The following is a 24549-nucleotide window of genomic DNA, read 5'->3' on the forward strand; positions in this document are numbered from 1 at the left end:
GCCCGCCAGGGGGCGAACCCCCGGGGGTCGAGCGGGCCGGTCCGGGATCATGGGATGGCGCGGCGCAGGGCCACCGCGTCCCGGTGGACCGCGCGGGGAGCCTGGCCGTCGATGAGCAGGCGGCGCATCAGGACCGCGACCTCACCCATGGTCTCCGGGCCGAAACCGCGGCGGGTCACCTCCTGGGTGCCGATCCGCAGGCCCCACGCGGGCTCACCGGGAGGCTGCCCCGGCAGGCGGACGCCGCTGAGATAGACGCCGCCCTCGGCCAGCAGCCGGGCGGCCTCGTCCCCGCCGCCGAACGCGGCGGCGTCCACCGCCACGTGGTGCGAGACGGTCCAGCCCCGGTGGGCGGCGGCCACGGTGAAGCCCTCGCGGTCCAGCGCCGCGGCCAGCGCCCCGGCGTTGGCGAGGCAGCGGTCGGCGTACGCGGAACCGCCCGCGGCGTGCTCGGCGGCGGCGAGGGCCAGCGGCGCCAGGCGTGAGGCGTCGTAGTTGGCGGTCAGGCCCGGGTAGGCGGCCGCCGACACCTGGCGGGCGAGATCCTCGTCGCGGGTCACGACGGCCGCGCCCGGCGGGCCGCCGAAGGAGGTGTAGGTGGACATGGTCACCAGGTGCGCGCCCTCGTCCAGCGGTCGCTGGAACCGGCCGCCCGCGATGAGCCCCGCCACGTGCGAGGCGTCGTAGACCAGCAGGGCCCCCACCTCGTCGCACGCCGCCCGCAGCGCCGCGACGTCGTACGGGAACAGCATCAGGCTCGCGCCGACCATCACCAGCGTGGGCCGGCGCTCGCGCAGGAACGCCGGCAGGGCCTCGTGGTCGACGTCGAGTCGCCCGGTGTCGTAGGGCAGGTCGGCGACCCGCAGGCCGCGGATCCCGGCGACGCCCTGGGCGTGGTGGCTGGCGTGGCCCCCGGCGGCCTCCGGCAGCACCGCGATCGTGTCGCCGGGGCTGGTGAACGCGCTGTAGCAGGCGAGGTTGGCCAGCGTGGCGCTCTGCAGCCGCACCTCGGCGAACTCGCCGCCCATCAGTGCCGCGATCTGGAGCGGGGCGAGCACCTCCAGCACGTCCAGCTCGTCCAGGCCGGTCTGGCACTTGTCACCGGGCCAGCCCATCGACGGGCGGCAGCCCAGGGAGATCTCGTGCGCGGCCCTGGCGCGCTCGCTCATCGTGTTGGTGCCCGCGTACAGCACCACGCCGTCCTCGTCGAGGCGGCCCCGGTGCTCGGCCAGTACCGCGTCGACCAGCCGGGAGACCGCGTCGAGGCCCAGCCCGTCGACCTCGGCCTCAAGCTCGGCCAGGCGCAGCTGTGCCCGCGGCGGCGCCCACGGGGCGACGCGGCTGCGCTCCTCCACGAGGTTCCTTTCACCGGGCGATCGGACGACTCTCACGAGGCGGACTCCCCGACTCTCACAGAGCGGGTCCCCCGAAATGAATAAGTGCGACGCTACGGCCCACACCAGATCGAGTCATCGTTCCGGCGCCGGAGATACTTCCTACATATGTAGGATTGGAACGTGATAGCGGACGATGTTCAGGATCTGCTGGAGTCGCTGGCCGTGGCCGTGGGCCGGGGCATGTCCGTGGACGACCTGGAGGGCCGGGTCGTCGCGCACAGCGCCCACCACGGCGAGGTCGACCCGGTCAGGGCACAGGCCATCCTCTCGCGGTCGGTTCCCGCGGAGGTGGGGGCCTGGCAGGAGGCGCACGGGGTGGCCGCGACCCGCGATCCGGTCCGGGTCCCGAAGAATCCTGAGCTGGGGATGGCGGCCAGACTCTGCGTGCCCCTGCTCCACCAGGACCGCCGCGTCGGCTACCTCTGGATCATCGAGGGGCCGGGACCGCTGAATCCGCAGGAGCAGGACAGGGCCGTGCGCGACGCCGCCGCGATCGCCGCCCTGCTCGACGACGGCGGCAGCTCCCACACCCTGAGCCAGCTGCTCACCGGGGAGATCGGCGTGCGGCGGGCGGCCGGGGTGCTCGGCGAGGGGCCGCTGCGCGTCCTGGCGCTGCGGGGCGACCCGGACGGCCTGCGCGAGGCGGTCGGCGCGGAGCTGGCCAGGATACGCCGCCCACCGGCCTTCACGATCCTGGACCGCCACGCCGTGCTGCTGCTGAACCGCGGCGAGGACGCGGCGGTGCTGGGGGAGCGGCTGGCCGTCAGGACCCGCGCGGGCGCCGGGGTCAGCGCGCCGCACCCGGGGCTGGAGTCGGCCGTAAGGGCGCACGAGGAGGCGCTCGCCGCGGCCAGGGCCGCCGCGGCGGAACCCGCGCTGCGGCCGGTCGCCCGCTGGCCGGACCTGGGCGTCTACCGGCTGCTCACCGAGCCGGTCGCGGGCCAGTCCGGCCCGCTCGACGCGCTGCGCGAGCACCCGGCGCTCCTCACCACCCTGGAGACCTACCTGGACAGCGGGGGAGACGCCCAGGAGACCGCCAGGCTGCTGCACCTGCACCGCACCAGCCTCTATTACCGCCTCACCAGAATCGAGCACCTGGCCGGCCGCAACCTCAAGAACGGAACCCATAGGTTAGAACTCCATCTCGCGCTGAAGCTCGGTCGCTGGAATGCGGTGTAACGGCCGGATAATCCGGGCACAGCATTCCGGTGCCGCAGTTGATCAGCGAGATCATGACCGTCGTCGTCGTGCTCATGCTCATTCCGCTGTCGTTGATCCTGGTGTCCGTGGTCGTTCTCGTCGCGCTGGCCGCGTTGGCTCTGGCGACCTCACGGGAGCAGGATGGGAGGACGACATCCCGGAGGTAGACGGTGCGGCAGCTCAGCGCGGTGGACACGCAGTTCCTGAATTTCGAGACCTCGACGAACGTCGCGAACATCGGGGGACTCGCGATCCTGTCGGGCGGGCTGTCGCGGGGTGACCTGGTGTCGCTGCTGGCCCGCCGGCTCCACCTGGCCGCGCCCTTCCGCATGCGGCTCGCCTTCGTCCCGCTCGGCCTGGACCACCCGTACTGGACCGAGGACTCCAGGATCGACCTCGACTACCACGTGCGCGAGATCGCGCTGCCCAAGCCGGGCAGCGACAAGCAGCTGGGCGAGCAGGTGGCCAGGCTGCACGCCCGCCGCCTCGACCGGCGCCGCCCGCTCTGGGAGATGTACGTGATCCACGGCCTCCGCGGCGACCGTACGGCCCTCTACATGAAGGTCCACCACGCCGCGGTCGACGGCGTCACCGGCGCCGACGTGCTGGCCAGCCTGCTGGACACCTCCCCCGAGCCCGCCGAGGTCGAGACGGCACCCGCGGGCGAGCCGGAGGAGGAGATCGACACGGGGGAGATGATCGTCAGGGGGCTGGCCAGGGCCGTCGTCAACCCGGCCAACACGATACGGTTCCTGATCAACGCCGTCCCGCACCTCGACGAGATCCCGCTGATCTCCCAGGTGCCCGGGGCGGGGCTGGTCTCGCGGCTCACCAGGGACCTGGCCACCTACCTGTCCGGATCCGGGGCCGCCGAGGTGCCCGCCATGCCCCGCATGGCCGTTCCCCGCACCCCCTTCAGCGGCAGGATCAGCGCGCACCGGCGGTTCGCCTACACCACCCTGCCGCTGGAGGACGTCAAGCTGGTCAAGAACGCCTTCGGCGTCACGGTGAACGACGTGGTGATGGCCCTGTGCGCGGGGGCGCTGCGCCAGTGGCTGCTCAAGCACGACGCGCTGCCCGAGCAGCCTCTCATCGCGGGGGTGCCGTTCTCGCTCCGCGTCCCCGGCGACCAGAGCGCGGGAAACCAGGTCAGCATCATGATCACCACCCTGGCGACGCAGGTCGCCGACCCGGTGGAACGGCTGCTGGCGGTACGGGACGCCATGCGGCTGATCAAGGATCGCTCGTCGCTCGCCCCGGCGCGCTGGCTCCAGCAGCTCAGCGACATGATGCCCTCCGCGCTGACCGGCCTGGCCTCCCGCGCGGCCTTCAACCTGTTCGCCGGCAGCGCGGGCCCGATCAACGTGGTGATCTCCAACGTGCCCGGCCCGCAGCTCCCCCTCTACGTGAGCGGCGCCAGGCTTCTCTCGTACCACCCCGTCTCCGTCGTGACCGACGCCAGCGGCGGCCTCAACATCACGGTCTTCTCCTACGACGGCTCACTTGACGTCGGCGTGATCGCCTGCAGGGAGATGGTTCCCGACGTGTGGACCGTCACCGACTATCTCAGGGACGCGCTCTTCGAACTCAAGTTCCTCGTTGAGGAGCAGTGACAGGCCGGGGGCGTCCTCGACGAAGCGCAGGGTCTTCTCCAGGCAGACGATCGAGCCCCGCTCGTGCCTTTTGACGAACCGGATGTCGTCGGCCAGGGCCCGCATGATCAGCAGCCCCCGGCCGTGCTCGGAGGTGGGGGCGGGCGACGTGGCACCCGCGAAGTCGAAGCCGTTGCCGGCGTCCACCACCTTGATCACGCAACGGTCCCTGGACAGCTCGGTGCTGACCATGTAGTCGTCGCTGGGTGTGGCGTGCTGGATGACGTTGGAACACGCCTCCGAGAGCATGAGCTGAATGTCCTCGCGAATCTGCGGCACCACGCCCAGGGCCTGCAGCGAGGAGTCGAGAAGTTGCCTGATCACGGGAACACTCGCAGCGTCACGTGGCAGACGCAACGCGATCGTGGCCTCCACAGTCCCCTCCTTCACAGCCGATGTAGAAGCCTTGCCCTGGGTGACCCGTCCTAACCGGGGATGGGTGATCGTGTCCCTGGAATGTGGCAACACATGGCAAAGTGCTACTTCTACGACATGTCCTCGGGTGTGCGGAGGATTCTCTTCCAGCTCCGCCCTCGGCTCCAGGGCTCGGGCCGGCGACGCCGCCCGGGGCCGGGCATGGAACGTCCGCGGGGCGGGGGTCCGGGACCCCCGCCCCGCTTCGGTGATCGACGGACGCTAGCCGGCGAAGGCGTCCGTCGCGGCCTGGCAGAAGGCCTTGAGGTCGTCGGGCCTGCGGCTGGTGATCAGCGTGTTCGGGCCCGAGGAGCAGATCACGACCTCGTGGTCCTCCCAGGTCGCCCCGGCGTTGCGCAGGTCGGTCCGCAGGCTCGGCCAGGACGTGACCTCGCGGCCGCGTACCACGTCCGCCTCGATCAGTGTCCAGGGCGCGTGGCAGATGGCCGCGACCGGCTTGCCCGCGTCGAAGAACTCCCTCGCGAAGCCGACGGCCGCCGGTACGGTCCGCAGGAAGTCGGGGTTGGCGACGCCGCCGGGCAGCACCAGCCCGTCGAAGTCGGCGGCGGAGACCTCCTCGACCGTCGCGTCCACCGGGAAGGTGTCGGCCCTGTCGAGGTGGTTGAACCCCTGGACCTCGCCTCGCTCGGTGGAGATCAGTTTGGGAGTGCCCCCCGCCTGCTTGACGGCCTTCCACGGCTCGGTGAGCTCGACCTGCTCGATGCCCTCCGGGGCCACGAGGAACGCGATCGTCTTGCCGTTCAGCATGTCGTCCCCTTCGTTGACGTGCGGTTATGTCGTCAAAGGGATGCCATGCCCGGGGTGCCGGGATCTATGCGAGAGCTGTTGATTCCAGGACGGACCTTGCGCCGGCGGAGACCGGCGGCGGTGAGCCGGGTGACGAGCTCGCGCGAGGGCACGGCCTCGGCGCCCAGCGCGACGGCCCGCTCGTAGACGGTCTCGGGAACGTCGTAGTGGTCGCGGTCGAACGCCCGGCGCGGCACGCCGAGCAGCTCCGCGAAGGCGTGCAACTCCCCGGTCGAGCTGTCGCTGACCAGGTGTGACCAGAGCAGGCCGCGCGGACCCGGCCAGTTGGGCGGGTCGATGAGCACGCTCACCGCCGGGAGAGGTCGAGCGCGACCTCCAGGGCGGCGGCCTGGCGCTCCTCGTCGGAGATCTCCTCGCCCCTGAGCATGAACCACGAGGCGTGCAGCGCGAACAGGGCCATCGAGTGCTTCAGCCGGGCGGGCAGGGGGTCTTCCGGCTCGACGAGGAAGGTGAGCAGCTCGAACATCCGCTCGCGGGTCTTCTCCATCGTCGGGTGGTTCTTGAGCGAGGTCTGGTTGCGCTCGAAGAACCGCATGATCTCGTGGTGCCTGCCCCGGTGCAGGTCGTGCGAGTAGCGGCGGATCAGCTCCTCGCGCATCTCGTCGGTGCGCGGCTGGGACCGAGCCCAGACGATCAGCTCCTCGATCGCCTTCACCCGGTTCTCCGCCAGGCTGGCGATGATGTCGTCTTTGGTCTTGAAGTGATAGTAAAGTGCCGCTTTGGTCACGCCGAGGGCCTCCGCGATCTCGCGGAGCGAGGTGGCCTCGTAGCCCTGCTCGGTGAAGAGCTTCAGGGCGATCTCCTGGATGCGTGTCCGCGTGTCGGCGTGTTCCCTCATGGTTCCCTTACCGAGAAATTAACTTGACGGCCGGCAAGTAAGCGGCTTACATTCCAGCATAGCCGACACTAGCCGGTCGGCAAGTAAGTAAGATCGAAAAAACAGGGGGCAAGAAAGTGAAGGAGACCGCGGCCGCGCCGGCGCGGCGTCGCGAGGTCATGGTGGTGCTGCCGGGCCTGATGCTCGCGATGGTCCTGGCCATGCTCGACAACATGATCGTCGGCACCGCGATGCCCCGCATCGTCGGAGAGCTCGGCGGGCTGACGCACCTGTCCTGGGTGGTGACCGCCTACGTGCTCGGCACCACCGTCTCGACCCCCATCTGGGGCAAGATCGGCGACCTGTACGGCAGGAAGAACATCTTCCTCGCCTCCATCGTCATCTTCATGATCGGCTCCGCGCTCTGCGGCATGGCCGGATCCGAGATGCTCGGCGGGCCGTCCGACGGCATGATGCAGCTCATCGCCTTCCGCGCGCTCCAGGGCCTGGGAGCCGGGGGCCTGATGGTCAACGCGATGGCGATCATCGGCGACCTCGTCCCGCCCCGCGAGCGCGGCCAGTACCAGGGCATCATGGCCGCCGTGATGTCACTCGCCATGATCGCGGGCCCGCTCGTCGGCGGCTTCATCACCGACAACCTCGACTGGCGCTGGGCCTTCTACGTGAACCTGCCCATCGGCTTCGTCGCCCTGGCCCTGCTCGCGGTCAAGCTGCAGCTGCCCAAGCTCCGCACCGAGCACCGCATCGACTGGCTGGGCGCGGCCCTGCTCTCGGTCGGCATCACCGCGCTGGTCCTCATCACCACCTGGGGCGGCAACGACTACGCGTGGGGTTCGTGGCAGATCCTCGGCCTGGCGGGGCTCGCCATCGTCACGCTGGCGCTGTTCGTCCTGGTGGAGCGCCGCGTCGCCGAGCCCATCATGCCGCTCAACGTCTTCCGCGACCGCAACTTCAGCCTGATCTCGGGCGTGGGCTTCCTGCTCGGGTTCGCCATGTTCGGCGCGATCAACTTCCTTCCGCTGTTCCAGCAGACCGTCCAGGGGGCCAGCGCCACCAACTCCGGCCTGCTGCTGCTCCCGATGATGGGCGCCGCCATGGTGGTCTCGCTCTTCGTCGGCCGCGCCATCACCCAGACCGGCAAGTACAAGATGTACCCGATCCTCGGTGGCGTGGGCATGGCGATCGCCATGTGGCTGCTCTCCCTGATGGACGTCAACACCCCCGCCTGGCAGACCGGCGTGTTCATCGCGGTGCTCGGCCTCGGCATGGGCTTCCTGATGCAGACCACCATGCTGATCGCCCAGAACAGCGTCGAGCAGAAGGACCTCGGCGTCGCCAGCAGCGCCTCGACCTTCTTCCGCTCCATCGGCGGCTCGTTCGGCGTCTCGCTGTTCGGCGCGATCTTCAACAACCAGCTCACCTCCAACCTGGAGAGCAAGCTGGGCGCCGCGGGCGGGCAGCTCGCTTCCGGAGGCGCCCAGTTCGACCCGGCCGCGCTGCACGAGCTTCCCGCCAACGTGCGGGTCGGCTTCCTGGAGTCACTGGCCGAGTCGATCTCCAGCGTCTTCTGGTGGGCGATCCTGTTCGCCGTCGTGGTGCCGCTGCTGGCGGCCTTCATCAAGGAGATCCCGCTGCGCGGCGGGCCGGAGGCGTCCGAGTCCAAGGAGGAGGACGACCGGACCCCGGTCCCGGTGCTCGACTGACCGGCCGGCCCGGCTCATCGGCCGGTGCCAAGTCCCGGCCCAGCGATCCCCAAGCCGCCCCCGCCACGATGGGGACATGAAGACAACCACCCCCGCCGGATACCTCACCCGGCGCCCGCTGGCCGGCGACGCCCGCGAGATCCACGAGCTGATCTCGCTCTGTGACACCCAGGTGATCGGCAAGGCCGACATGACCCTGGACGACGTCGCCGACCAGCTGAACGACTCCTCCTTCGACGGGGAGTCCGACGGCTGGCTCGTCCACGACGAGAGCGGGCGCCTGGTGGCGTGGGCGTGGGCCTGCCGCAAGGGCGGCAGCGACAACGTCGACGTGGACGTCGTCGTGCACCCCGCCGCACCGGACCTGACCGGCCCGCTCTGGGACACCGTGACCGAGCGGGCCAGGCGGATCACCACCGAGCTCGGCCACGACCGGGCCGTGGTGGACATCGGCCTCTACCGGGAGGACAGCGGCAAGCGCGCCATCGCCGCGTCCCGCGGCTTCGCCGCGGCCACCAGCTTCATCCGGCTCCGCGCCGACCACGAGGGAACGGTGCCCCGGCCCGAGCTCCCCGCCGGGATGACGGTGCACGACGGGCTCACCGAGGAGGTACGCCGCCAGGGCCACGCCGTGCAGCAGGCCGGTTTCGCCGAGCACTTCGGGTTCACCCCGAAGAACTACGACGAGTGGTACGGCGAGCTGGACTCCTCGGTCAACACCGACTGGGCGCAGCTGACGGTGGCCCGCCTCGACGGCGAGCCCGTGGCGATGCTGCTGGGGACCAACGCCTTCCTCGGGGACGAGAACTCCGGCTACGTGCGCCGGCTGGCCGTGCTCCCCGCCTTCAGGGGCCGGGGCCTGGGCCGGCTCATGCTGCGCCTGGCGTTCGCCGACGACGCCCGCCGCGGGCGGGTCGGCACCTATCTCCACGTCGACGCCAACAACAGCACGCCCGCCCTCGACCTCTACCTCTCGGTGGGCATGCGCCAGGTGCTGGCCATCGACGTCTGGCGGCGCACGATCTGACCTCTGCCCCGGCGAGGCGGTCACCCGTCCGGGGTCACCCGGTGCTTGGAGAGGTGGGCCAGCACCGCCTGGTTGGCCTCCCAGCCGTCGGGGAACTTCACCGGCACGCCGAGCTGGACCGGCTCGGAGGACGGGTGGGCGTCCAGGAGTTCGGGAATGCCCGCCCTGGCCACCACGACGCAGGCGTGCCGGTGCCGGGAGGTGAGCACGCACAGCCGCCCCGACTCCAGGTGGAAGGCGGTGGCGTCGCGGCGCCCGGAGAGCGGGTGCAGCACGATCGTCACGTCGTACTCCCGGCCCTGCAGGCGGTTGGCGGTGTCCACCGTGATCTCCGGGGGCACCCCGGCGGCTCTGATCGCGGCGACCTGGTCGCGGTGCGCGGCGCCGATGGCGATCCGGTCGGCCGTGACGGGATGGCTGCCGCGCTCGGAGTGCGCGACCGGGCCCCGCTGGAGCAGCCGTGTCGCCAGGACCGCGGTCGCCGCCACGGCCTCCGCGTCGGTGCGCACCGTGTGGCGGCTCGGCAGCTCGTACAGCGCCCAGCCCGACACGGCCGCCTCCTCAAGTGCCCGGTCGTGGGAGGTGCGCATGCCGTTCACGGTGAACTCCAGCGACCGGTCGTCGGGGCCCGTCCCCGCGCGGAACCCGGTGAACGGGTAGAACGCCTCGGAGACCACCGGCGCCGCCGAGGCGGGCAGCCGCCAGGAGACCGGCAGCCGGTGCACCGGCAGGTCGGGGTTGTGCCGCAGCAGCACCGAGACCGCGCTCTGCACCGGATCCCACGACAGGCCCGCCCAGCGGTCGCCGTCCACGATGGAGAACGGGTCGAGCTGGCCCGGGTCGCCCACGAACAGCGACCGCTCGAACAGTGAGGCGATGCGCAGCAGCTTGTCCGAGCGCATCTGGTACGCCTCGTCGACGATGGCCCAGGGCCAGGTGCGGTCGCCGATCCAGGCCCACTTGTCGGCGGTGGCGATCACCACGGCCGGGTCCCCCAGGTCGGGCAGCTTGCCCGCGACCGAGACGTTGGGGTGGGCGAGGATACGGCCGGGCGTGATGTAGCCGCTCGCCGACAGGCGGCCGATCGGCAGGTCGGGATGCTCGACCGCGAGCCGTTCCACCAGGTCGTCCACCTGCTCGTTGGTCTGGGCGACGATCATCAGCGGCTCGCCGGTCTCCGCGATGTGCCCCGCCGCCCTCACCACCAGCGTGGACTTGCCCGCGCCGGGCGGCGAGTCCACGACCACGCCGCGGTGGCGGGGCAGGTCGGCCAGCACGGCCCCCACCACGGCCGCCGCCTCCTGCTGCGGGGTCATGCCGCACCCCCGTCACGGTCCGCCCCGAGGGGAGCGCACGCGACCGGACGGGACACCCCCCGGCGACGCGAGGTCCGGTGAACACTCACAACCATTCCTCCTGCGCGTCGTCGTCACTGGGCTCGTACTCCTGCGGGGGCCCGCCGTGGGTCCACGGTGTCCGCTCCGGGTCGGGCAGCGCCGCCGACGACTGGAAGTCGTCGGTCAGCGAGGTGTAGGAGACCCGCTCACCGGGCTGGGGCACCGAGCCGGGGGCCGGTGTCCTGCCCCGCCCCATCCCCTTGGTGACCTTGAGGGTGATCTCCCCGTCCGCGATCTCGACGATCTCGGCGGCGTGACCGCGCCGGTCGGGGCTGCCGACCGTGGTGCCGGGGGAGAGCCGCACCGGGTCGCCGGTCTGTACCGTGATCAGGGGGCGGAGCTTGCGCGAGCGGCCCTCGCCCTCGCTGTGCTCGGGGTCGGCGGACGTCACCGTCCCGGCGAAGGCCTCGCCGCTCAGCCGGTACTCGGCCATGAGCAGCGGGTCGTCGTGGGCCCGCTGCACGTCGTAGCTCGCCCGCGCCCGCTCCAGCCCCGCCAGTCGCGCGGCGGCGCCGACCGCCCCGTCCCTGCGCGCCTGAGGCGGCCCGCCCTCGGCGATCCGCTCGACGAACCGGGTGAACGACCCGCGGTCGATCTCCCAGCGGTCCTTCACCCGCGCCCCCTCGGGCAGGGAGCGCAGCAGGTCCACGCTTCGCCACATCAGCCGCCAGGTGGGTTCGAGCTGGGTGCGCAGCGCCTGGCTGATCCGGTCGACGGCGCGGTCGGTCGGCGCCTCCTCGTAGGCGCGTATCGCGGGGCCGAGCACCTCGTTGTCGAAACCGGGGTCGGTGGCGGGACCGGCCGGAGGCCAGAGCAGCGGATCCTCGGCCTCCTCGGCCGCCCGGCGCCCGGACATCCCCGGCGGCGGATCGATCCACCCCAGCAGCGCCGCCAGATTGGCGTCCTCCAGGCCGCTCTGCCCGGTCACCCAGTGCAGGCCCAGCGCCTCGGTGGCCGTGAGCAGCACCGAGGAGCCCGGCTGCCGCGACCGGTCGGTGAAGTAGGTCAGCCATCGGCCGAGCAGCGGCACCGACGGGTGCACCGGGTAGGGGCCCTCGGCCCGGCGGAACCGGGTGGACCGGCCCAGCAGCGCGGCGAACGAGGCCGCGGGCCGGTTCGGCACCAGGATCTGCGGTGCGTCCAGGCACCGCTCGTACGGCTCGCCGCTCTTGCGCTCGACCGTCTCGGTGCTCTTCTCGAACCCCTCGATGTACGGCAGCAGCACCTCGGCCAGCCCGGCGGCGAAGCCGAACCGCAGGTCCCGGTTGCGGGGCTGGGGGACGACGAGCAGCCGGGGATGATTCGGGTCGGTGCCGACCATGGCGGCCAGCGGCGCGGCGGCCTCGCCCGCGAGCTTGAGCGGGATGAGCACCAGCGGCTGGGCGGAGATGTGACAGTGCCGGACCGTGGTGATCCGCTGCGCGACGCCGTCCCTGACGGCCCGCAGCTGCGCCAGCGCCGTCAGCGCGCTCACCTGCCCCCCTCCGTCCGCCTCGCGGGCCCGGCCGGGCCCGGTCCGCCGGTCCTGGTCGCGGTGATCTCTCGTGTGCCCGGTTCGCCGATCCTCGCCGCGGTCGCTCCTCGTGCGCCCGGTTCGCGGGTCCTGGTCGCGGCGGTTTCCGGTGCGGCCGGTCGGCCGGTCCCCGCCGTGGCGGCTCCTCGTGTGCCCGGTCCGCCGGTCCCCGCCGTGGCGGCTCCTCGCGCGGCCGGTCCTCCCGTCCTCACCGCAGCGACTCCTCGCGCAACCGGTTCGCCAGCCGGAGCAGGCGGGCGATCTCCTCCTGGCCCTCGGCCGGTTCGCGGGTGCCCTCGGCCAGGCCGAGCGCCTCGTCCATGCCGGAGACGCCGCCCAGCTGGTCGCGCACCTGGCGCCCGAGCAGGTCGGTGGACCCGCAGACGCGGGCCTCGTGACGGCAGAACATGCACATGTCGCAGGTCGACAGGCAGTCGGGCGCGTAGCGGGCGGGCACCTGGAGCAGCGCCTGGGCCAGCTCCTCCGCCGAGCGGGTCGGCACGCCGTCCTCGCCGGGGGCCAGGTCGAAGGTGAGGTCGCCGGGCAGGCCCTCCAGCAGGTGCTCGACCCTGGTCATCCGGGCGAGCTGGCGGTTGAGGACCGAGAGATGCTTGCGCACGTCGACCAGCGCCGCCGTCGGGCGGTTGGCGAAGTTCTCCGGGCAGACGAGGACCACGTCGTGGGAGACGCGCTCCGGGGCGTGCCCGAGGTCGGCCATGAGCGTGCGCAGCGCCATGACGTAGACCGCCGCCTGCCGCGCCGCCGCCGCGACCTTGTCCGGCTCGGCCTGGTCGTCGATCACGCTGAACGACTTGATCTCGACGATGTGGAAGCGCCCCCCGATCTGGAAGGCCACCACGTCGGGCTCGAGGTACGAGGTGTGCCCGGCGATCTCCAGGCTGAACAGCGGGTGGTCGTAGAACACCGCGGTCCCGTCGTCCTCGCGCGCCGCGCGGTCGATCAGCGCCCGGGTGTGCGAGTGGCGCAGGTGGGAGCCGACGCTCTCCACGTCCTGGTAGCCGACCTGGGCGACCTCCAGGCCGAGCAGCTCGCGCAGGAGCCGCAGCAGCTCGGCGCAGCCGTTCTCCTTCACCAGCGACTCGAACACGTTCCCGCGGGTGATCGCGAACTGGGACTGGCCGAACGGCGCGGGGAAGCCGACGTGCCGGGCCGTGAGGTCCTTGTCGATACCCGCGGCGTCCATCACCGCCCGGCGCGTGCAGCCGGGGTTGGCGGCCAGCGCCGCGATGGCCCGCGCGTCGTGCGGGTGGGACGGCATCGGCCCGCGCAGCTCGTCAAGCCTGTTCAGGAAGGTCCTCTCCCCGAGCTTGTTCATGAGCCGGTCTCCCCGTCCAGCCTGGTCTTCAACAGGCCCCCCTCAAGGTGTTCATCGCGGTGGCGCCGAACAGGCGCTCCACGTCCGGTAGTTGCCTCATCGCCCGCGCCGCCACCTCGGCCCGCTGCGCCGAGTCGGCGGCCAGGTGCACCTCCAGCTCGGCCCGTGCCGCGCGGATCGCGGTCGCCGGGTCGGCCGGGGCGAAGCCCTCGACGGCGCCCGGGATGTTCTGCGCCATCCGCGACAGCAGCCGCACCGCCCCCGCGGGCGGCTCCGCCAGCCGCGTCAGGTGCTCGGCGACGCGCATGGCCGAGGTGAGGAAGTCGACGCGCGGGCTCAGCGGTCCCAGCACCCGCAGCTCGGGGGGCCACGTGCTGTCGGCGAGCAGCCCCCGCGCGGGGGAGAGGCGGTCGGTCAGCGCGGCGCACAGGTAGTACGGCCTGGCGTAGGGGTCGCCGCGGAACGAGCGCTCCTCGTCGCGCCGCAGGCTGGTCAGCTGGGAGCCGCGCAGCTCGCGGGAGAAGAATGCGTCGTTCACCGCCACGATCAGCTTGGCCGACGTCGGCACGCCCATCATGGCCAGTGCCTGGTGCACCTGCTCCCTGATGGGCAGCAGCGAGGTCTCGGGTTCGTGTGGCGGTGCCGGGGCCTCGGAGGTTATCGCCGCGTCCCACGCCTGCTCGGCCCTGCGCAGGTCGCCGCGCAGCGACCGGGCGAGCGAGTTCTCCTTCGCCTTGACCGCCCGTCGCACCTCGGCGCGCAGGTCGGCTATTCGCCGTTCCAGCGCGTCCAGTGAATCACTCACGGCCCGGAGCGTAACAGGAGTTCCACCAGCCTCCCTTGAATTCCAGCGAATTCCAGCATTAAAGCGCGAGCCATGAAATGGCAATAACGGACGAAAGGGGTATTTAATGCGAAACCTATCGCGCGGAAAGCGAGGTCAGCCGACGTGGCCGGTCCCCGCCTCGCGGGGAAACCAGGCCGGGAGCGGGAGGGCGTGCAGCACGTCCAGCCGCGACACCGCGCGGGTCAGGGCGACGTAGAGCACGTTGGGGCCCCGCGCCCCCGCTCCCGCGATCCCCGCCGGTTCGGCCACCACCACGTGGTCGTACTCCAGGCCCTTCGCCGTCGACGCGGGGACAGCGGTGACCCGGGCCCCGCCGCCACCCCCGTCGTCTCCCTCGTCCAGGGTGGCGATCTCGACCCCCGCCGTCCTCAGCGCCGCCACCAGCGTGCCGAGGGTCGCATCGGCGGCGATCACCGCGACCGAGCCGTCATGGCCGAGCGCGTCGCGTACCGCGGTGACCACGGCCGCGGTGAGGTCGGGTGCCCGGCGGACCCGCAGGTGGCCGTCCGTACGGAACGAGCGGGTCCTGGGCACGTCCACGGCCAGCTCCTCCAGCAGGCGGTTGGCGAGCGCGACGACGGCGGCGGGCACCCGGAAACCCGTGGTCAGGGCGATCAGTCCCGCGTCAGGCTTGCCCAGGTGGGCCAGGTGGTCCCGCCAGCCCAGGGCCGCCCACGGCGTGGTGCCCTGCGCCAGGTCGCCGAGCACCGTGATCGAGCCGTGCTCGCTCCTGCGGGCGACGGCGCGGCACTGCATCGGCGAGAGGTCCTGCGCCTCGTCGACGATGACGTGGCCGTACCCCCTCGGGCGCTCCAGCAGCCCCGAGACCTCGTCGAGGAGCACGAGGTCGGCCGCCGACCACCGGGCGCTCTTGAACGAGCGCGGCGGCCTGGCCCACAGGATCGCCGACCGCTCGCCGAGGGTGAGGATCCCGTCCGAGGCCACGGCCAGCGCCGCGGGATCGCCGAGCAACTCCGCCACCACCTCCTCGGGACGGACGGCGGGCCACACCGCGTCGACGTGCCCGGTGACCGCCCTGGCCATCCGGCGCGTCCAGGCGGCGTTCGTCACCTGACCGCGCGCCTCCGCCTGCCGCAGCAGGACGGCCACGGTACGCGACAGCACGCGCTCGCGGCCCACGCCGTACGGGGTCGCCTCCCGCAGGGCGCCGTCCACGATGTCGCGGAACTCCTCCCGCCCCACCCGCCAGCGGTAGGAGCCGTCGGGGACGGCGATCGGGTCCGCGGGAGCCGTCACCCGCTCGTACAGCGCCCGGCGCAGCACCTCCGCCATACGGACGTCGTGCTTGACGGCCGCGGCCTCCTCACCGTCGGCACCTCGGAGCGGCCCCCGCTCCAGCAGTCCCTCCACGGTCGTCTGCTCGACGTCGACCTCGCCCAGAGCCGGGAGCACCGCCGAGATGTAGCCCAGGAACGCCCGGTTGGGGCCGAGGATCAGCACGCCCCCGCGCGCGAGCCGCTGCCGGTGGGTGTAGAGCAGGTAGGCGGCCCGATGCAGTCCCACGGCGGTCTTGCCCGTACCGGGCGCCCCCTGGACGCAGATCGACTCGTCCAGTCCGGCGCGGACCAGCTCGTCCTGCTCGGGCTGGATGGTGGCCACGATGTCGCGCATCGGCCCGACGCGGGGGCGCTCGATCTCGGCGGCCACGATCCGGCTCGCGGTGCCCAGGTCCTGGCCGAGGTCGAGGCGCTCGTCCTCGAAGCCGGTCAGTGCGACCGGTCTCCGAGACCAGCCGAAGCGGCGTCGTACGGACACCCCTCGCGGGTCGCGGGCGCTCGACCGGTAGAACGCCCTGGAGACGGGAGCGCGCCAGTCGATCACCATCGGCTGCCGGCCGGTGCCGCCGGAGATGTGGCGCCGGCCGATGTAGTACCGCTGCCCGCGGTGCTCGCCGGAGTCGGCACCGAAGTCGAGGCGGCCGAAGAACGGCGGGCCGTCCGGTTGCTCGTCCAGCTCCTTGGCGAGGCTCTTCAGGTGGTAGCCCAGCCGCTCCGCGCTGTAGCGGTCGCCCGCCACCCGCTCGCCGATGACGACGTTCAGCCGCGCGCCCTCGATCATCCGGCGCATGGCCGCCTCGCACTCCGCCAGATAGGCCCGCTCGTCGTCGAGTCCCGTCTCGGTCATCGCACATCCCCCTCAAAAAAGCTTAACTCGGTTAAGATATTAACCGAGTTGCGCTTCTGTTAGGTTGGAACGCGTGACAGGACTCCGTGAACGCAAGAGGCAGCAGGTCCACGAGGCGATCTCGGCGGCGGCGATCACGCTCTTCCTGGAGCGCGGGTTCGACGAGGTGCCGGTCGCCGAGGTGGCGGCGGCGGCGGGCATCTCCAAGCCGACCCTGTTCAAATACTTTCCGACCAAGGAGGACCTCGTCCTGCACCGGATCTCCGACCATCAGGGAGAGGCCGCCCGGGTCGTCCGCGAGCGCGGGGCGGGCGAGGCGCCGCTGGCGGCGCTGCACCGGCACTTCCTGGCCGGGCTTGAGCGGCGCGACCCCGTGACGGGGCTCAACGACCATCCCCAGGTGCTCGCCTACCACCGGATGGTCTTCTCCACGCCCAGTCTCGCGGCCCGGGTGTTCCACTACATGGCCGTCGACGAGGGGGCTCTCGCCACCGCGCTCGCCGAGGTCACGGACGAGCTCACCGCGCTGCTCGTCGCCGGTCAGGTCCTCGCCGCGCAGCGGGTGCTGGCCCGGCGGAACTGGCAGGCGCTGGTCGAGGGGGCGACGGCCGAGGAGACCCACCCCTCGGCCGTCGCCGCCGCGGACCGCGCGTTCGCCCTGCTCCCCGAACTCCCCTGAGCGCGACTGAGCGCGACGCGGGGATGGGAGCGGGCGGGGGCGGGACTCCGCCCCCGGAGTACTAGCCTTCGACCTCCGTGCGGTCGGCCGACCACAGGGTGTGGAAGGAACCCTCGCGGTCCACCCGCTCGTAGGTGTGCGCGCCGAAGAAGTCACGCTGGCCCTGGATCAGGGCCGCGGGCAGGCGCTCGGCGCGCAGCCCGTCGTAGTAGGCCAGCGCGGTCGAGAAGCCGGGCGCCGGGATGCCCAGCTCGGCGGCCTTCGCCACCACCCGCCGCCACGAGTCCTGAGCCAGGGTCAGCGCCTCGGCGAAGTAGGGCGCGGCGAGCAGGGTGACCGGCTTGTCCTCCGCCGCGTACGCCTCGCGGATGCGGTCGAGGAAGACGGCGCGGATGATGCAGCCGCCCCGCCAGATCGTGGCCAGCGCGCCGAGGTCGAGGTCCCAGCCGTACTCGGTGCTGCCGACCCTGAGCTGGTCGAACCCCTGGGCGTAGGCGACGATCTTCGAGGCGTACAGCGCCCGCCGCACGTCCTCGGCGAAGTCCTCGCCGACGGCCCCGGCGGGTACGCCCGACGGTCCCGGCAGACCGCGCGCGGCCTTCCGCAGGTCCGCGTGGCCGGACAGGGAGCGGGCGAACACCGCCTCGGCGATGCCGCTCACCGGAACGCCCAGGTCCAGCGCGATCTGCACCGTCCAGCGGCCGGTGCCCTTCTGTTCCGCCCGGTCGGCGATCACGTCGACGAGCGGCTTGCCGGTGGCCGCGTCGACCTGGCGCAGCACCTCGGCGGTGATCTCGATCAGGTACGAGGACAGCTCACCCTCGTTCCACTCCGCGAAGATGTCCGCGAGCTCCGCCGGGGTCCGGCCGAGTCCCTGCCTGATCAGGTCGTAGGCCTCGGCGATGAGCTGCATGTCGGCGTACTCGATGCCGTTGTGCACCATCTTCACGAAGTGCCCGGCGCCGTCGGGGCCGATGTGCGTGCAGCAGGACACGCCGTCCACCTTCGCCGCGATGTCCTCCAGCAGCGGGCCCAGCGCCTGGTACGACTCCTTCGAGCCGCCGGGCATGATGCTCGGCCCGAGCAGCGCGCCCTCCTCGCCGCCGGAAACCCCCGCACCGACGAAGTGGATGCCGCGCTCGCGCAGCGCGGCCTCGCGCCTGCGCGTGTCGAGGAAGTGCGCGTTCCCGCCGTCCACGAGCATGTCGCCCGGCTCCAGCAGGGGGGCGAACTCCTCGATCACCGCGTCGGTCGGCGCACCCGCCTTCACCATGATCAGAATGCGCCGGGGGCGCTCCAGCGCCGCGACGAACTCCTCGGGAGTCTCACAGGGGACAAAGGTTCCCTCGTCCCCGTGTTCCTCGATCAGTGCCTTGGTCCTGTGCTGGGACCTGTTGTGTACCGCTACCGAGTGCCCATGCCTGGCCAGGTTGCGGGCGAGGTTCGCCCCCATGACGGCCAGTCCTGTCACACCGATCTGAGCCTGAGTCATCTCTGACACTCCTTTGTCGTGTCCAAGGATGCCAGTTTGCACCCACCGCCGATCAAAGGTACGAAGAGGGCACCGGCGAAAGGGCGCCGGCGCCGTACGGTTTCGCGAATCGCCGGTCCCCACGGGGTTCCCGCGTCCGGCGGGAGCGGGGACGCGATCGAGCGACCCCGTGCCCGCCCGCCGGCCGGTGCCGGGAGCCCTGAGCGGGGGCGGGGAACCAGCGGGGAATCCCCGGGATCAGCGGCGGAACAGGGTTCCGGGAGCCTCCGAGCCGAGGACCCCGCCCAGGCAGCGATAGGTCCGCGCGCCGCCCTGGAACTGCTCCTTCGAGGGCGGCAGGACCGTGCTCCGCCACCTGGCCCGGCCGATCCCGCGGGCGTCGCCGTACCGGGAGGAGAGCATGATCTGCGCCGAGCACACCTTCTTCACCGTCGGATGCATCTCCAGGGCCGCCAGGTCGTAGGTGAGCGAGTCCCGCGGCAGCGGGGCGATCGCGAACGTCTCCCACGAGTGGGACTCCTCGCAGCCGATCCGCTTTGCCGTGGCGTCGCCCGCGATCGCGACGAGGCCGCCCCAGCACTCGGCCTCCGCCACGCACGCGGCTCCCGCGCCCGCCACCGCCGTGGCGGGGCAGGCGGTCGTGACCGTGGGAACCTCCGGGTTCTCGCGCGCCGCGGACGCGCCCGACTCCGGTGCCGCGCTCCCGCCGCCGCCCTGGAGTGCCCGCTGCCCGGCGGGCGGGGCCTGGTCGCGGTTCTCGATGTACATGAGCCCGACCCCGGCCAGCAGCAGGATCGCGAAGGCCGCGGCTACCGCGACGAAGACCCGCACGTTCGAGGAGGCGGGATGCGCCGGGGTCACCGCGGGAGACTGGGTACCGGAGAGCCCCTTCACGCCCGGCGACGTCAGATGCGACCGCACCGGATCCCCGCCCGGCCCGCCCTGCCCCGGCGGTGTGCCGTACGGCGATACGGGTGCCGACCCCTGCCCCGGCGGTGTGGCGTACGGCGACGCGGGTGCCGCCCCCTGCCCAGACACCGGGGGAGAGGGGGCGGGGCGCGGGGCGAGGGACCGGTGGGCCGGGCCGCTCCCCTCCAGGCGCAGGTCCGTGAGGGCGTCGCGCAGCGCGGCCACCGAGGGGGTACGCCGCGCGGGGTCGGTGGCCATGGCCTCCCTGAGCACGGCGGTCAGCTCCGGAGGCACCCCCGGGATCTCGGGGATCGGCAGGCGATGCAGGGCCATGATGACCGCGATGTTGACCACGCCGCTCTCGGGGAAGCGCGGCGGACGCCCGGAGAGCAGCGCGTACAGCGTGGCGGCGAGGGAGTAGACGTCGCTGGCGGCAGCGGGTTCGGTCAGCTCGAACGCCTCGGGCGGGGCGTAGGCGGGGGTGAGGGACTCCCGGGTCACCGACGCCTCGCTGCCCGAGGACGGCATGGTGGCCAGACCGAAGTCGGAGAGCACCACGTTGCCGTACCGGTTGATCAGGATGTTGGCGGGCTTGATGTCGCGGTGCAGCACTCCGGCGGCGTGCGCGGCCGACAGGGCGTCGGCGATCCGGACGCCGATGTCGGCGACCTCGGCCGGCGGCAGCCGCTTCTCGGCCCGCATCCGGTCCAGCAGCGACCCGCCGGGACACAGCTCCAGGACCATGTACGGCCGGCCGTCGGGCAGGACCCCCGCGTCGTAGACATGGGCGACGTGCGGGTGACCGGAGAGGGCGCCGGCCGAGGTCACCTCACGCATGAAGCGGCGCCGGTCCCGCTCGGAGACCAGCACCCGGTTGTCCACCTTGAGCGCGACCTCACGCTCCACCGCCAGCTGCCTGGCCCGGTAGACGATCCCGAAACCGCCCTGGCCGAGCACCCCGGACACCTCGTATCCCGGTACCGCAAAGGCGCCAGCTCCGGCCACCTGCCACCTCCTGAAGACGAGCGGCAGATTACCGGAGTTTCCAACGCGAACTACGTGCGTATTCCCTTATCCCTGGTCAGGCAAATGGCGTCCGTGACCGGTGAGACGTCTGTCATGTCTGGTCGGGTGGACGGTGCCCGGGATCGGCGGGACGTCTGTCATGTCTGGTCGGGTGGGCGGTGCCCGGGATCGGCGGGGTGTCCGTCGCCGAGCTCCGCCAGGAGCGCGTCCCAGCGGGCGCCGATGACGTCGAGACCGTAGCCGGCGGCCGTCAGCACGGCGTTGCCGCCGAGCTCGCGGCGCAGCTCACGGTCCTCGATCAGCCGGCAGAGCGCCCCGGCGAGCGCCGCGGGCCTCTTCCGAGGAACCAGCAGCCCGTTGTGCTCGTGCGCGACGACCTCCCCGGGGCCGTGCGGGCAGTCGAAGCTCACCACCGGCACACCCTTGCTCATCGCCTCCAGGATCGTCATGCTGAACCCCTCGTAGCGCGAGCTGACGACGTGGATCGACGACCTGGCCAGCTCCAGACCGATCTCCGGCGAACTGCCCATGAGCAGCATCGTGTCCGACAGCCCGGCCTCCTCGATCCTGTCGCGGAGCCTCCGCTCGGCCTCGGGCCTGCCGCGCCCGTAGAGGCGCAGTACCCAGTCCGGATGTGCCTCGGACACCGGCTTCCACGCTTTGACCAGCAGGTCGAAGCCCTTGGCGTACACCATCCTGCCGACGGCGATCACGACCTTCTCGTCCAGTTTCGAGATGTCGCCGGTCAGCGTGGTCACGGCGTTCGGGATGTGCAGCAGCCGCCCCGGGGGCGCCTTCAACACCCTGCGGTAGTGCTCCAGGTCCGTCTGGGTGAGGGTGACGAAGGCGTCCAGCCTGCCGTAGCGCCGTTTGATGAGCCGGACGACCTCCGGGGCGTGCACCTCGAGGGCCACATGCTCCTGGCCGACGGTGATGACACCCGGCGGCGCGAACAGCGCGGTGATCAGGTTGAACCCCGGCCGGGTGGAGATCAGCACGCCGGTGCGCATGGACCGCAGGAAACGGACCATGAGCAGGTCGGTCCGGAGCGAGACCGCCGGGTGGATGTTCTCCTGCCTCGGGATCAGGACACTTGGCAGGCGCGACAGCAGCCGAGCCACCGGACCCCGCCGCCGGGTCCTGTCGTCAAGGAACGACACCCGCACGCCCGGCGGGATGGGGAAGAACGGCTCCTTCGCCGTCCGGACCACGCTGACGATCTCCACGTCGCGCTCGCGCGCCAGGTGACCCGCCAGGTTGAGCACGGTTCTGATCGTGCCGCCCATCCCGTACGCGTGCTGCAGCAGGATGCGGATCGTTCCGATGTCGGGGGCCGGAGCGTGTTGCGCCCGCCTCGCGTTGAGCGCCCGCAGCAGCCGGAACGCCGCGCGCATGGCCTGTCTCCGGACCTTCCCCGACGTCCCCGGCATTCTGAGAGCCCCCCGCCTCTCGCCCCCTGCTCCTCATCTTCCCGGAGCCGCTTTCCCCTAAAGCGCGCACAGAACGACATCCTGATCACTGTCCGGCAAGCTGTTTGTGCTTCCGGTGCTCTTGTTTCTCGCCGCTCGTCATTCGCCGAAGCGGGACAGCCGGCCGTGTACCCGAGCGTGGCGCGGCGCTCAGGGGGTGACGAGGTGGACGGTGTCCAGCGGTGCCGCCCAGGCGAGGCTCTCCCAGGGGCACGGCGCCGCTCCCCGTGCCGTGCCCGTGGGGCGAGGGCATGAACTCCGCGACGGCCTGAGGAGGGGAGCGGGGAAGCGTCTTCCTCGCCAGGCCGAGGGACCAGCCTACGAGCGGCAGCGGCAAGGATCATCACCGCGCAAGCGAGCGGCCTGTCGTCCCCTCCGGGTAATCGGTTTTCCTCTCGCGGGGCGGTTGATTTGACGATGCGGGTCGGGGTTCATAAAGTTCACCAGACCCGAGGGAGACGGCGGTGACGCCGGGGCCTCGGGATCCTCTCTATACGATCTTCATCCTTACGGGATCTTTGTCCCCGAAGGGGTCTGATTCGACATGAATCAGACGATCGAGTAGGTTAGAACGGTTGCCCCGAAAGGGGAAGCTGTAAATTCTGAAACAGGTAAGCCGGATCGGGTCGGTTTGACACGAAAAAGCGGGCCTGAAAGAATAAAGGCACAACGAAAGAACAGAACAGAATAAAAACGAACGCCCCGGAGTTCTGGTCGGCTGGTTGGTCGGGTCAGGGTGATGGTGTACGCGTCCGTTTCTTGAGAACTCAACAGTGTGTTAAAAGCCAGTGCATGAAGCACAACCCCGTCCTACCACTCTTTTCGGGTGGGGGATGGATTCCTTTGGTTGATTACATCCACCATGTGTGGTGGGTGCTTTCAGCTGGGTAAGGACTGTTCAGACATTGTTTGGAGAGTTTGATCCTGGCTCAGGACGAACGCTGGCGGCGTGCTTAACACATGCAAGTCGAGCGGAAAGGCCCTTCGGGGTACTCGAGCGGCGAACGGGTGAGTAACACGTGAGTAACCTGCCCCTGACTCTGGGATAAGCCCGGGAAACTGGGTCTAATACCGGATATGACACATGACGGCATCGTTGGTGTGTGGAAAGTTTTTCGGTTGGGGATGGACTCGCGGCCTATCAGCTTGTTGGTGGGGTAATGGCCTACCAAGGCGACGACGGGTAGCCGGCCTGAGAGGGCGACCGGCCACACTGGGACTGAGACACGGCCCAGACTCCTACGGGAGGCAGCAGTGGGGAATATTGCGCAATGGGCGAAAGCCTGACGCAGCGACGCCGCGTGGGGGATGACGGCCTTCGGGTTGTAAACCTCTTTCAGCAGGGACGAAGTTGACGTGTACCTGCAGAAGAAGCGCCGGCTAACTACGTGCCAGCAGCCGCGGTAATACGTAGGGCGCAAGCGTTGTCCGGAATTATTGGGCGTAAAGAGCTCGTAGGTGGCTTGTCACGTCGGGTGTGAAAGCTTGGGGCTTAACTCCAGGTCTGCATTCGATACGGGCTGGCTAGAGGTAGGTAGGGGAGAACGGAATTCCTGGTGTAGCGGTGAAATGCGCAGATATCAGGAGGAACACCGGTGGCGAAGGCGGTTCTCTGGGCCTTACCTGACGCTGAGGAGCGAAAGCGTGGGGAGCGAACAGGATTAGATACCCTGGTAGTCCACGCTGTAAACGTTGGGCGCTAGGTGTGGGGACCTTCCACGGTTTCCGCGCCGTAGCTAACGCATTAAGCGCCCCGCCTGGGGAGTACGGCCGCAAGGCTAAAACTCAAAGGAATTGACGGGGGCCCGCACAAGCGGCGGAGCATGTTGCTTAATTCGACGCAACGCGAAGAACCTTACCAAGGCTTGACATCGCCCGGAAACACTCAGAGATGGGTGCCTCTTCGGACTGGGTGACAGGTGGTGCATGGCTGTCGTCAGCTCGTGTCGTGAGATGTTGGGTTAAGTCCCGCAACGAGCGCAACCCTTGTTCAATGTTGCCAGCACGCTCCTTCGGGGGTGGTGGGGACTCATTGGAGACTGCCGGGGTCAACTCGGAGGAAGGTGGGGATGACGTCAAGTCATCATGCCCCTTATGTCTTGGGCTGCAAACATGCTACAATGGCCGGTACAGAGGGTTGCGATACCGCAAGGTGGAGCGAATCCCTAAAAGCCGGTCTCAGTTCGGATTGGGGTCTGCAACTCGACCCCATGAAGTCGGAGTCGCTAGTAATCGCAGATCAGCAACGCTGCGGTGAATACGTTCCCGGGCCTTGTACACACCGCCCGTCACGTCACGAAAGTCGGCAACACCCGAAGCCCGTGGCCCAACCAGCTTGTCTGGGGGGAGCGGTCGAAGGTGGGGCTGGCGATTGGGACGAAGTCGTAACAAGGTAGCCGTACCGGAAGGTGCGGCTGGATCACCTCCTTTCTAAGGAGCACCGGCTTCCATGGCGCAAGCTGTGGGGGTCTACGCCGTGTTCGTGAGCGAACGTCTCACGCTCGGCACGCTCATTAGTGGAGCACTGGCTACTCGGATCGGCTTGGTCGCTGGCCGGCTAGTACCGCCCTCTTCGGAGGGAGTGGGAACGACGGTTTCAGGGGTTGGGCTGGTTCGAACACACTGTTGGGTCCTGAGGAAACGGACCATGTTCGGGGCTGCTGCCGGTTGGTGGTGG

Annotated in this window: 19 protein-coding genes and 1 rRNA gene; 7 read left to right on the forward strand and 13 right to left on the reverse strand. The window is 70.6% G+C overall.

The window, feature by feature from the left end; all coding sequences use genetic code 11:
* Nucleotides 1-47: 47 nt before the first annotated feature.
* Nucleotides 48-1355, reverse strand: a complete 1308-nt coding sequence (locus OG587_RS25780) for an aminotransferase class I/II-fold pyridoxal phosphate-dependent enzyme (protein ID WP_329079601.1) — start codon at nucleotides 1353-1355, stop codon at nucleotides 48-50.
* A 162-nt stretch (nucleotides 1356-1517) separates the two neighbouring features.
* On the opposite strand from OG587_RS25780, the gene OG587_RS25785 reads away from it, so the two are divergent.
* From OG587_RS25785 to OG587_RS25795, 3 genes are read left to right on the forward strand one after another with little or no spacing between them, the layout of a single operon-like run.
* Complete coding sequence (locus tag OG587_RS25785; protein WP_329079602.1) at nucleotides 1518-2576, forward strand: PucR family transcriptional regulator; 1059 nt, start codon at nucleotides 1518-1520, stop codon at nucleotides 2574-2576.
* Between the two features lie 29 nt (nucleotides 2577-2605).
* Entirely contained in the window at nucleotides 2606-2764 is a 159-nt protein-coding gene (locus OG587_RS25790; protein ID WP_329079604.1) for a hypothetical protein, read from the forward strand.
* Between the two features lie 3 nt (nucleotides 2765-2767).
* On the forward strand, nucleotides 2768-4210 hold the full coding sequence (locus tag OG587_RS25795) for a WS/DGAT/MGAT family O-acyltransferase (RefSeq protein ID WP_329079605.1): 1443 nt from the start codon (nucleotides 2768-2770) through the stop codon (nucleotides 4208-4210).
* Here the strand turns inward: OG587_RS25795 and OG587_RS25800 are convergent.
* The 4 genes from OG587_RS25800 to OG587_RS25815 all read right to left on the reverse strand — a co-directional run bounded on the left by OG587_RS25800 (nucleotide 4097) and on the right by OG587_RS25815 (nucleotide 6329).
* Nucleotides 4097-4624 carry an ATP-binding protein gene (locus OG587_RS25800; protein WP_329079607.1) on the reverse strand — a complete coding sequence of 176 codons (528 nt, stop codon included), beginning with the start codon at nucleotides 4622-4624 and terminating at the stop codon, nucleotides 4097-4099. The genes OG587_RS25795 and OG587_RS25800 overlap by 114 nt on opposite strands.
* Before the next feature lie 261 nt (nucleotides 4625-4885).
* Nucleotides 4886-5431 carry a type 1 glutamine amidotransferase domain-containing protein gene (locus tag OG587_RS25805; protein ID WP_329079609.1) on the reverse strand — a complete coding sequence of 182 codons (546 nt, stop codon included), beginning with the start codon at nucleotides 5429-5431 and terminating at the stop codon, nucleotides 4886-4888.
* Between the two features lie 32 nt (nucleotides 5432-5463).
* A complete protein-coding gene (locus OG587_RS25810; RefSeq protein WP_329079611.1) occupies nucleotides 5464-5781 on the reverse strand; it encodes a DUF4031 domain-containing protein in 318 nt (105 codons plus the stop codon).
* Nucleotides 5778-6329, reverse strand: a complete 552-nt coding sequence (locus OG587_RS25815) for a TetR/AcrR family transcriptional regulator (RefSeq protein ID WP_329079613.1) — start codon at nucleotides 6327-6329, stop codon at nucleotides 5778-5780. The genes OG587_RS25810 and OG587_RS25815 overlap by 4 nt, the downstream gene beginning before the upstream one ends.
* A 116-nt stretch (nucleotides 6330-6445) precedes the next feature.
* On the opposite strand from OG587_RS25815, the gene OG587_RS25820 reads away from it, so the two are divergent.
* Nucleotides 6446-8032, forward strand: a complete 1587-nt coding sequence (locus OG587_RS25820; RefSeq protein ID WP_329079615.1) for an MDR family MFS transporter — start codon at nucleotides 6446-6448, stop codon at nucleotides 8030-8032.
* A 76-nt stretch (nucleotides 8033-8108) separates the two neighbouring features.
* Complete coding sequence (locus tag OG587_RS25825) at nucleotides 8109-9059, forward strand: GNAT family N-acetyltransferase (RefSeq protein ID WP_329079617.1); 951 nt, start codon at nucleotides 8109-8111, stop codon at nucleotides 9057-9059.
* A 20-nt stretch (nucleotides 9060-9079) separates the two neighbouring features.
* Here the strand turns inward: OG587_RS25825 and OG587_RS25830 are convergent, their stop codons facing one another.
* The 5 genes from OG587_RS25830 to OG587_RS25850 all read right to left on the reverse strand — a co-directional run bounded on the left by OG587_RS25830 (nucleotide 9080) and on the right by OG587_RS25850 (nucleotide 16297).
* Nucleotides 9080-10375 carry an AAA family ATPase gene (locus OG587_RS25830; RefSeq protein ID WP_329079619.1) on the reverse strand — a complete coding sequence of 432 codons (1296 nt, stop codon included), beginning with the start codon at nucleotides 10373-10375 and terminating at the stop codon, nucleotides 9080-9082.
* Nucleotides 10376-10460: 85 nt separating this feature from the next.
* Nucleotides 10461-11930 carry a hypothetical protein gene (locus OG587_RS25835; protein WP_329079622.1) on the reverse strand — a complete coding sequence of 490 codons (1470 nt, stop codon included), beginning with the start codon at nucleotides 11928-11930 and terminating at the stop codon, nucleotides 10461-10463.
* 247 nt (nucleotides 11931-12177) lie between these two features.
* Entirely contained in the window at nucleotides 12178-13305 is a 1128-nt protein-coding gene (locus tag OG587_RS25840) for a hypothetical protein (protein ID WP_329079624.1), read from the reverse strand.
* Nucleotides 13306-13333: 28 nt separating this feature from the next.
* On the reverse strand, nucleotides 13334-14110 hold the full coding sequence (locus OG587_RS25845; RefSeq protein ID WP_329079625.1) for a hypothetical protein: 777 nt from the start codon (nucleotides 14108-14110) through the stop codon (nucleotides 13334-13336).
* A gap of 135 nt (nucleotides 14111-14245) precedes the next feature.
* Nucleotides 14246-16297 (reverse strand): HelD family protein, encoded by a 2052-nt coding sequence (locus OG587_RS25850; protein ID WP_329079627.1) that lies wholly within the window; start codon nucleotides 16295-16297, stop codon nucleotides 14246-14248.
* Nucleotides 16298-16370: 73 nt separating this feature from the next.
* Between OG587_RS25850 and OG587_RS25855 the strand changes: the two genes are divergently transcribed.
* Nucleotides 16371-16976, forward strand: coding sequence for a TetR/AcrR family transcriptional regulator (locus OG587_RS25855; RefSeq protein ID WP_329079629.1), 606 nt, complete (start codon nucleotides 16371-16373; stop codon nucleotides 16974-16976).
* Nucleotides 16977-17037: 61 nt separating this feature from the next.
* Here the strand turns inward: OG587_RS25855 and gndA are convergent, their stop codons facing one another.
* The 3 genes from gndA to OG587_RS25870 form a co-directional block, all read right to left on the reverse strand.
* Nucleotides 17038-18468: an NADP-dependent phosphogluconate dehydrogenase gene (gndA, locus tag OG587_RS25860; protein WP_329079631.1), complete on the reverse strand. Its 1431-nt coding sequence runs from the start codon at nucleotides 18466-18468 to the stop codon at nucleotides 17038-17040.
* A 237-nt stretch (nucleotides 18469-18705) separates the two neighbouring features.
* Nucleotides 18706-20382, reverse strand: a complete 1677-nt coding sequence (locus OG587_RS25865) for a serine/threonine-protein kinase (RefSeq protein ID WP_329079633.1) — start codon at nucleotides 20380-20382, stop codon at nucleotides 18706-18708.
* Between the two features lie 158 nt (nucleotides 20383-20540).
* Entirely contained in the window at nucleotides 20541-21797 is a 1257-nt protein-coding gene (locus OG587_RS25870; RefSeq protein WP_329079635.1) for a glycosyltransferase family 4 protein, read from the reverse strand.
* A gap of 981 nt (nucleotides 21798-22778) precedes the next feature.
* Here OG587_RS25870 and OG587_RS25875 point away from each other — a divergent pair.
* Nucleotides 22779-24302 (forward strand): 16S ribosomal RNA (locus OG587_RS25875).
* Nucleotides 24303-24549 lie beyond the last annotated feature (247 nt).

It is taken from the genome of Streptosporangium sp. NBC_01469 (genome assembly GCF_036227305.1).
Taxonomy (GTDB): Bacteria; Actinomycetota; Actinomycetes; order Streptosporangiales; family Streptosporangiaceae; genus Streptosporangium.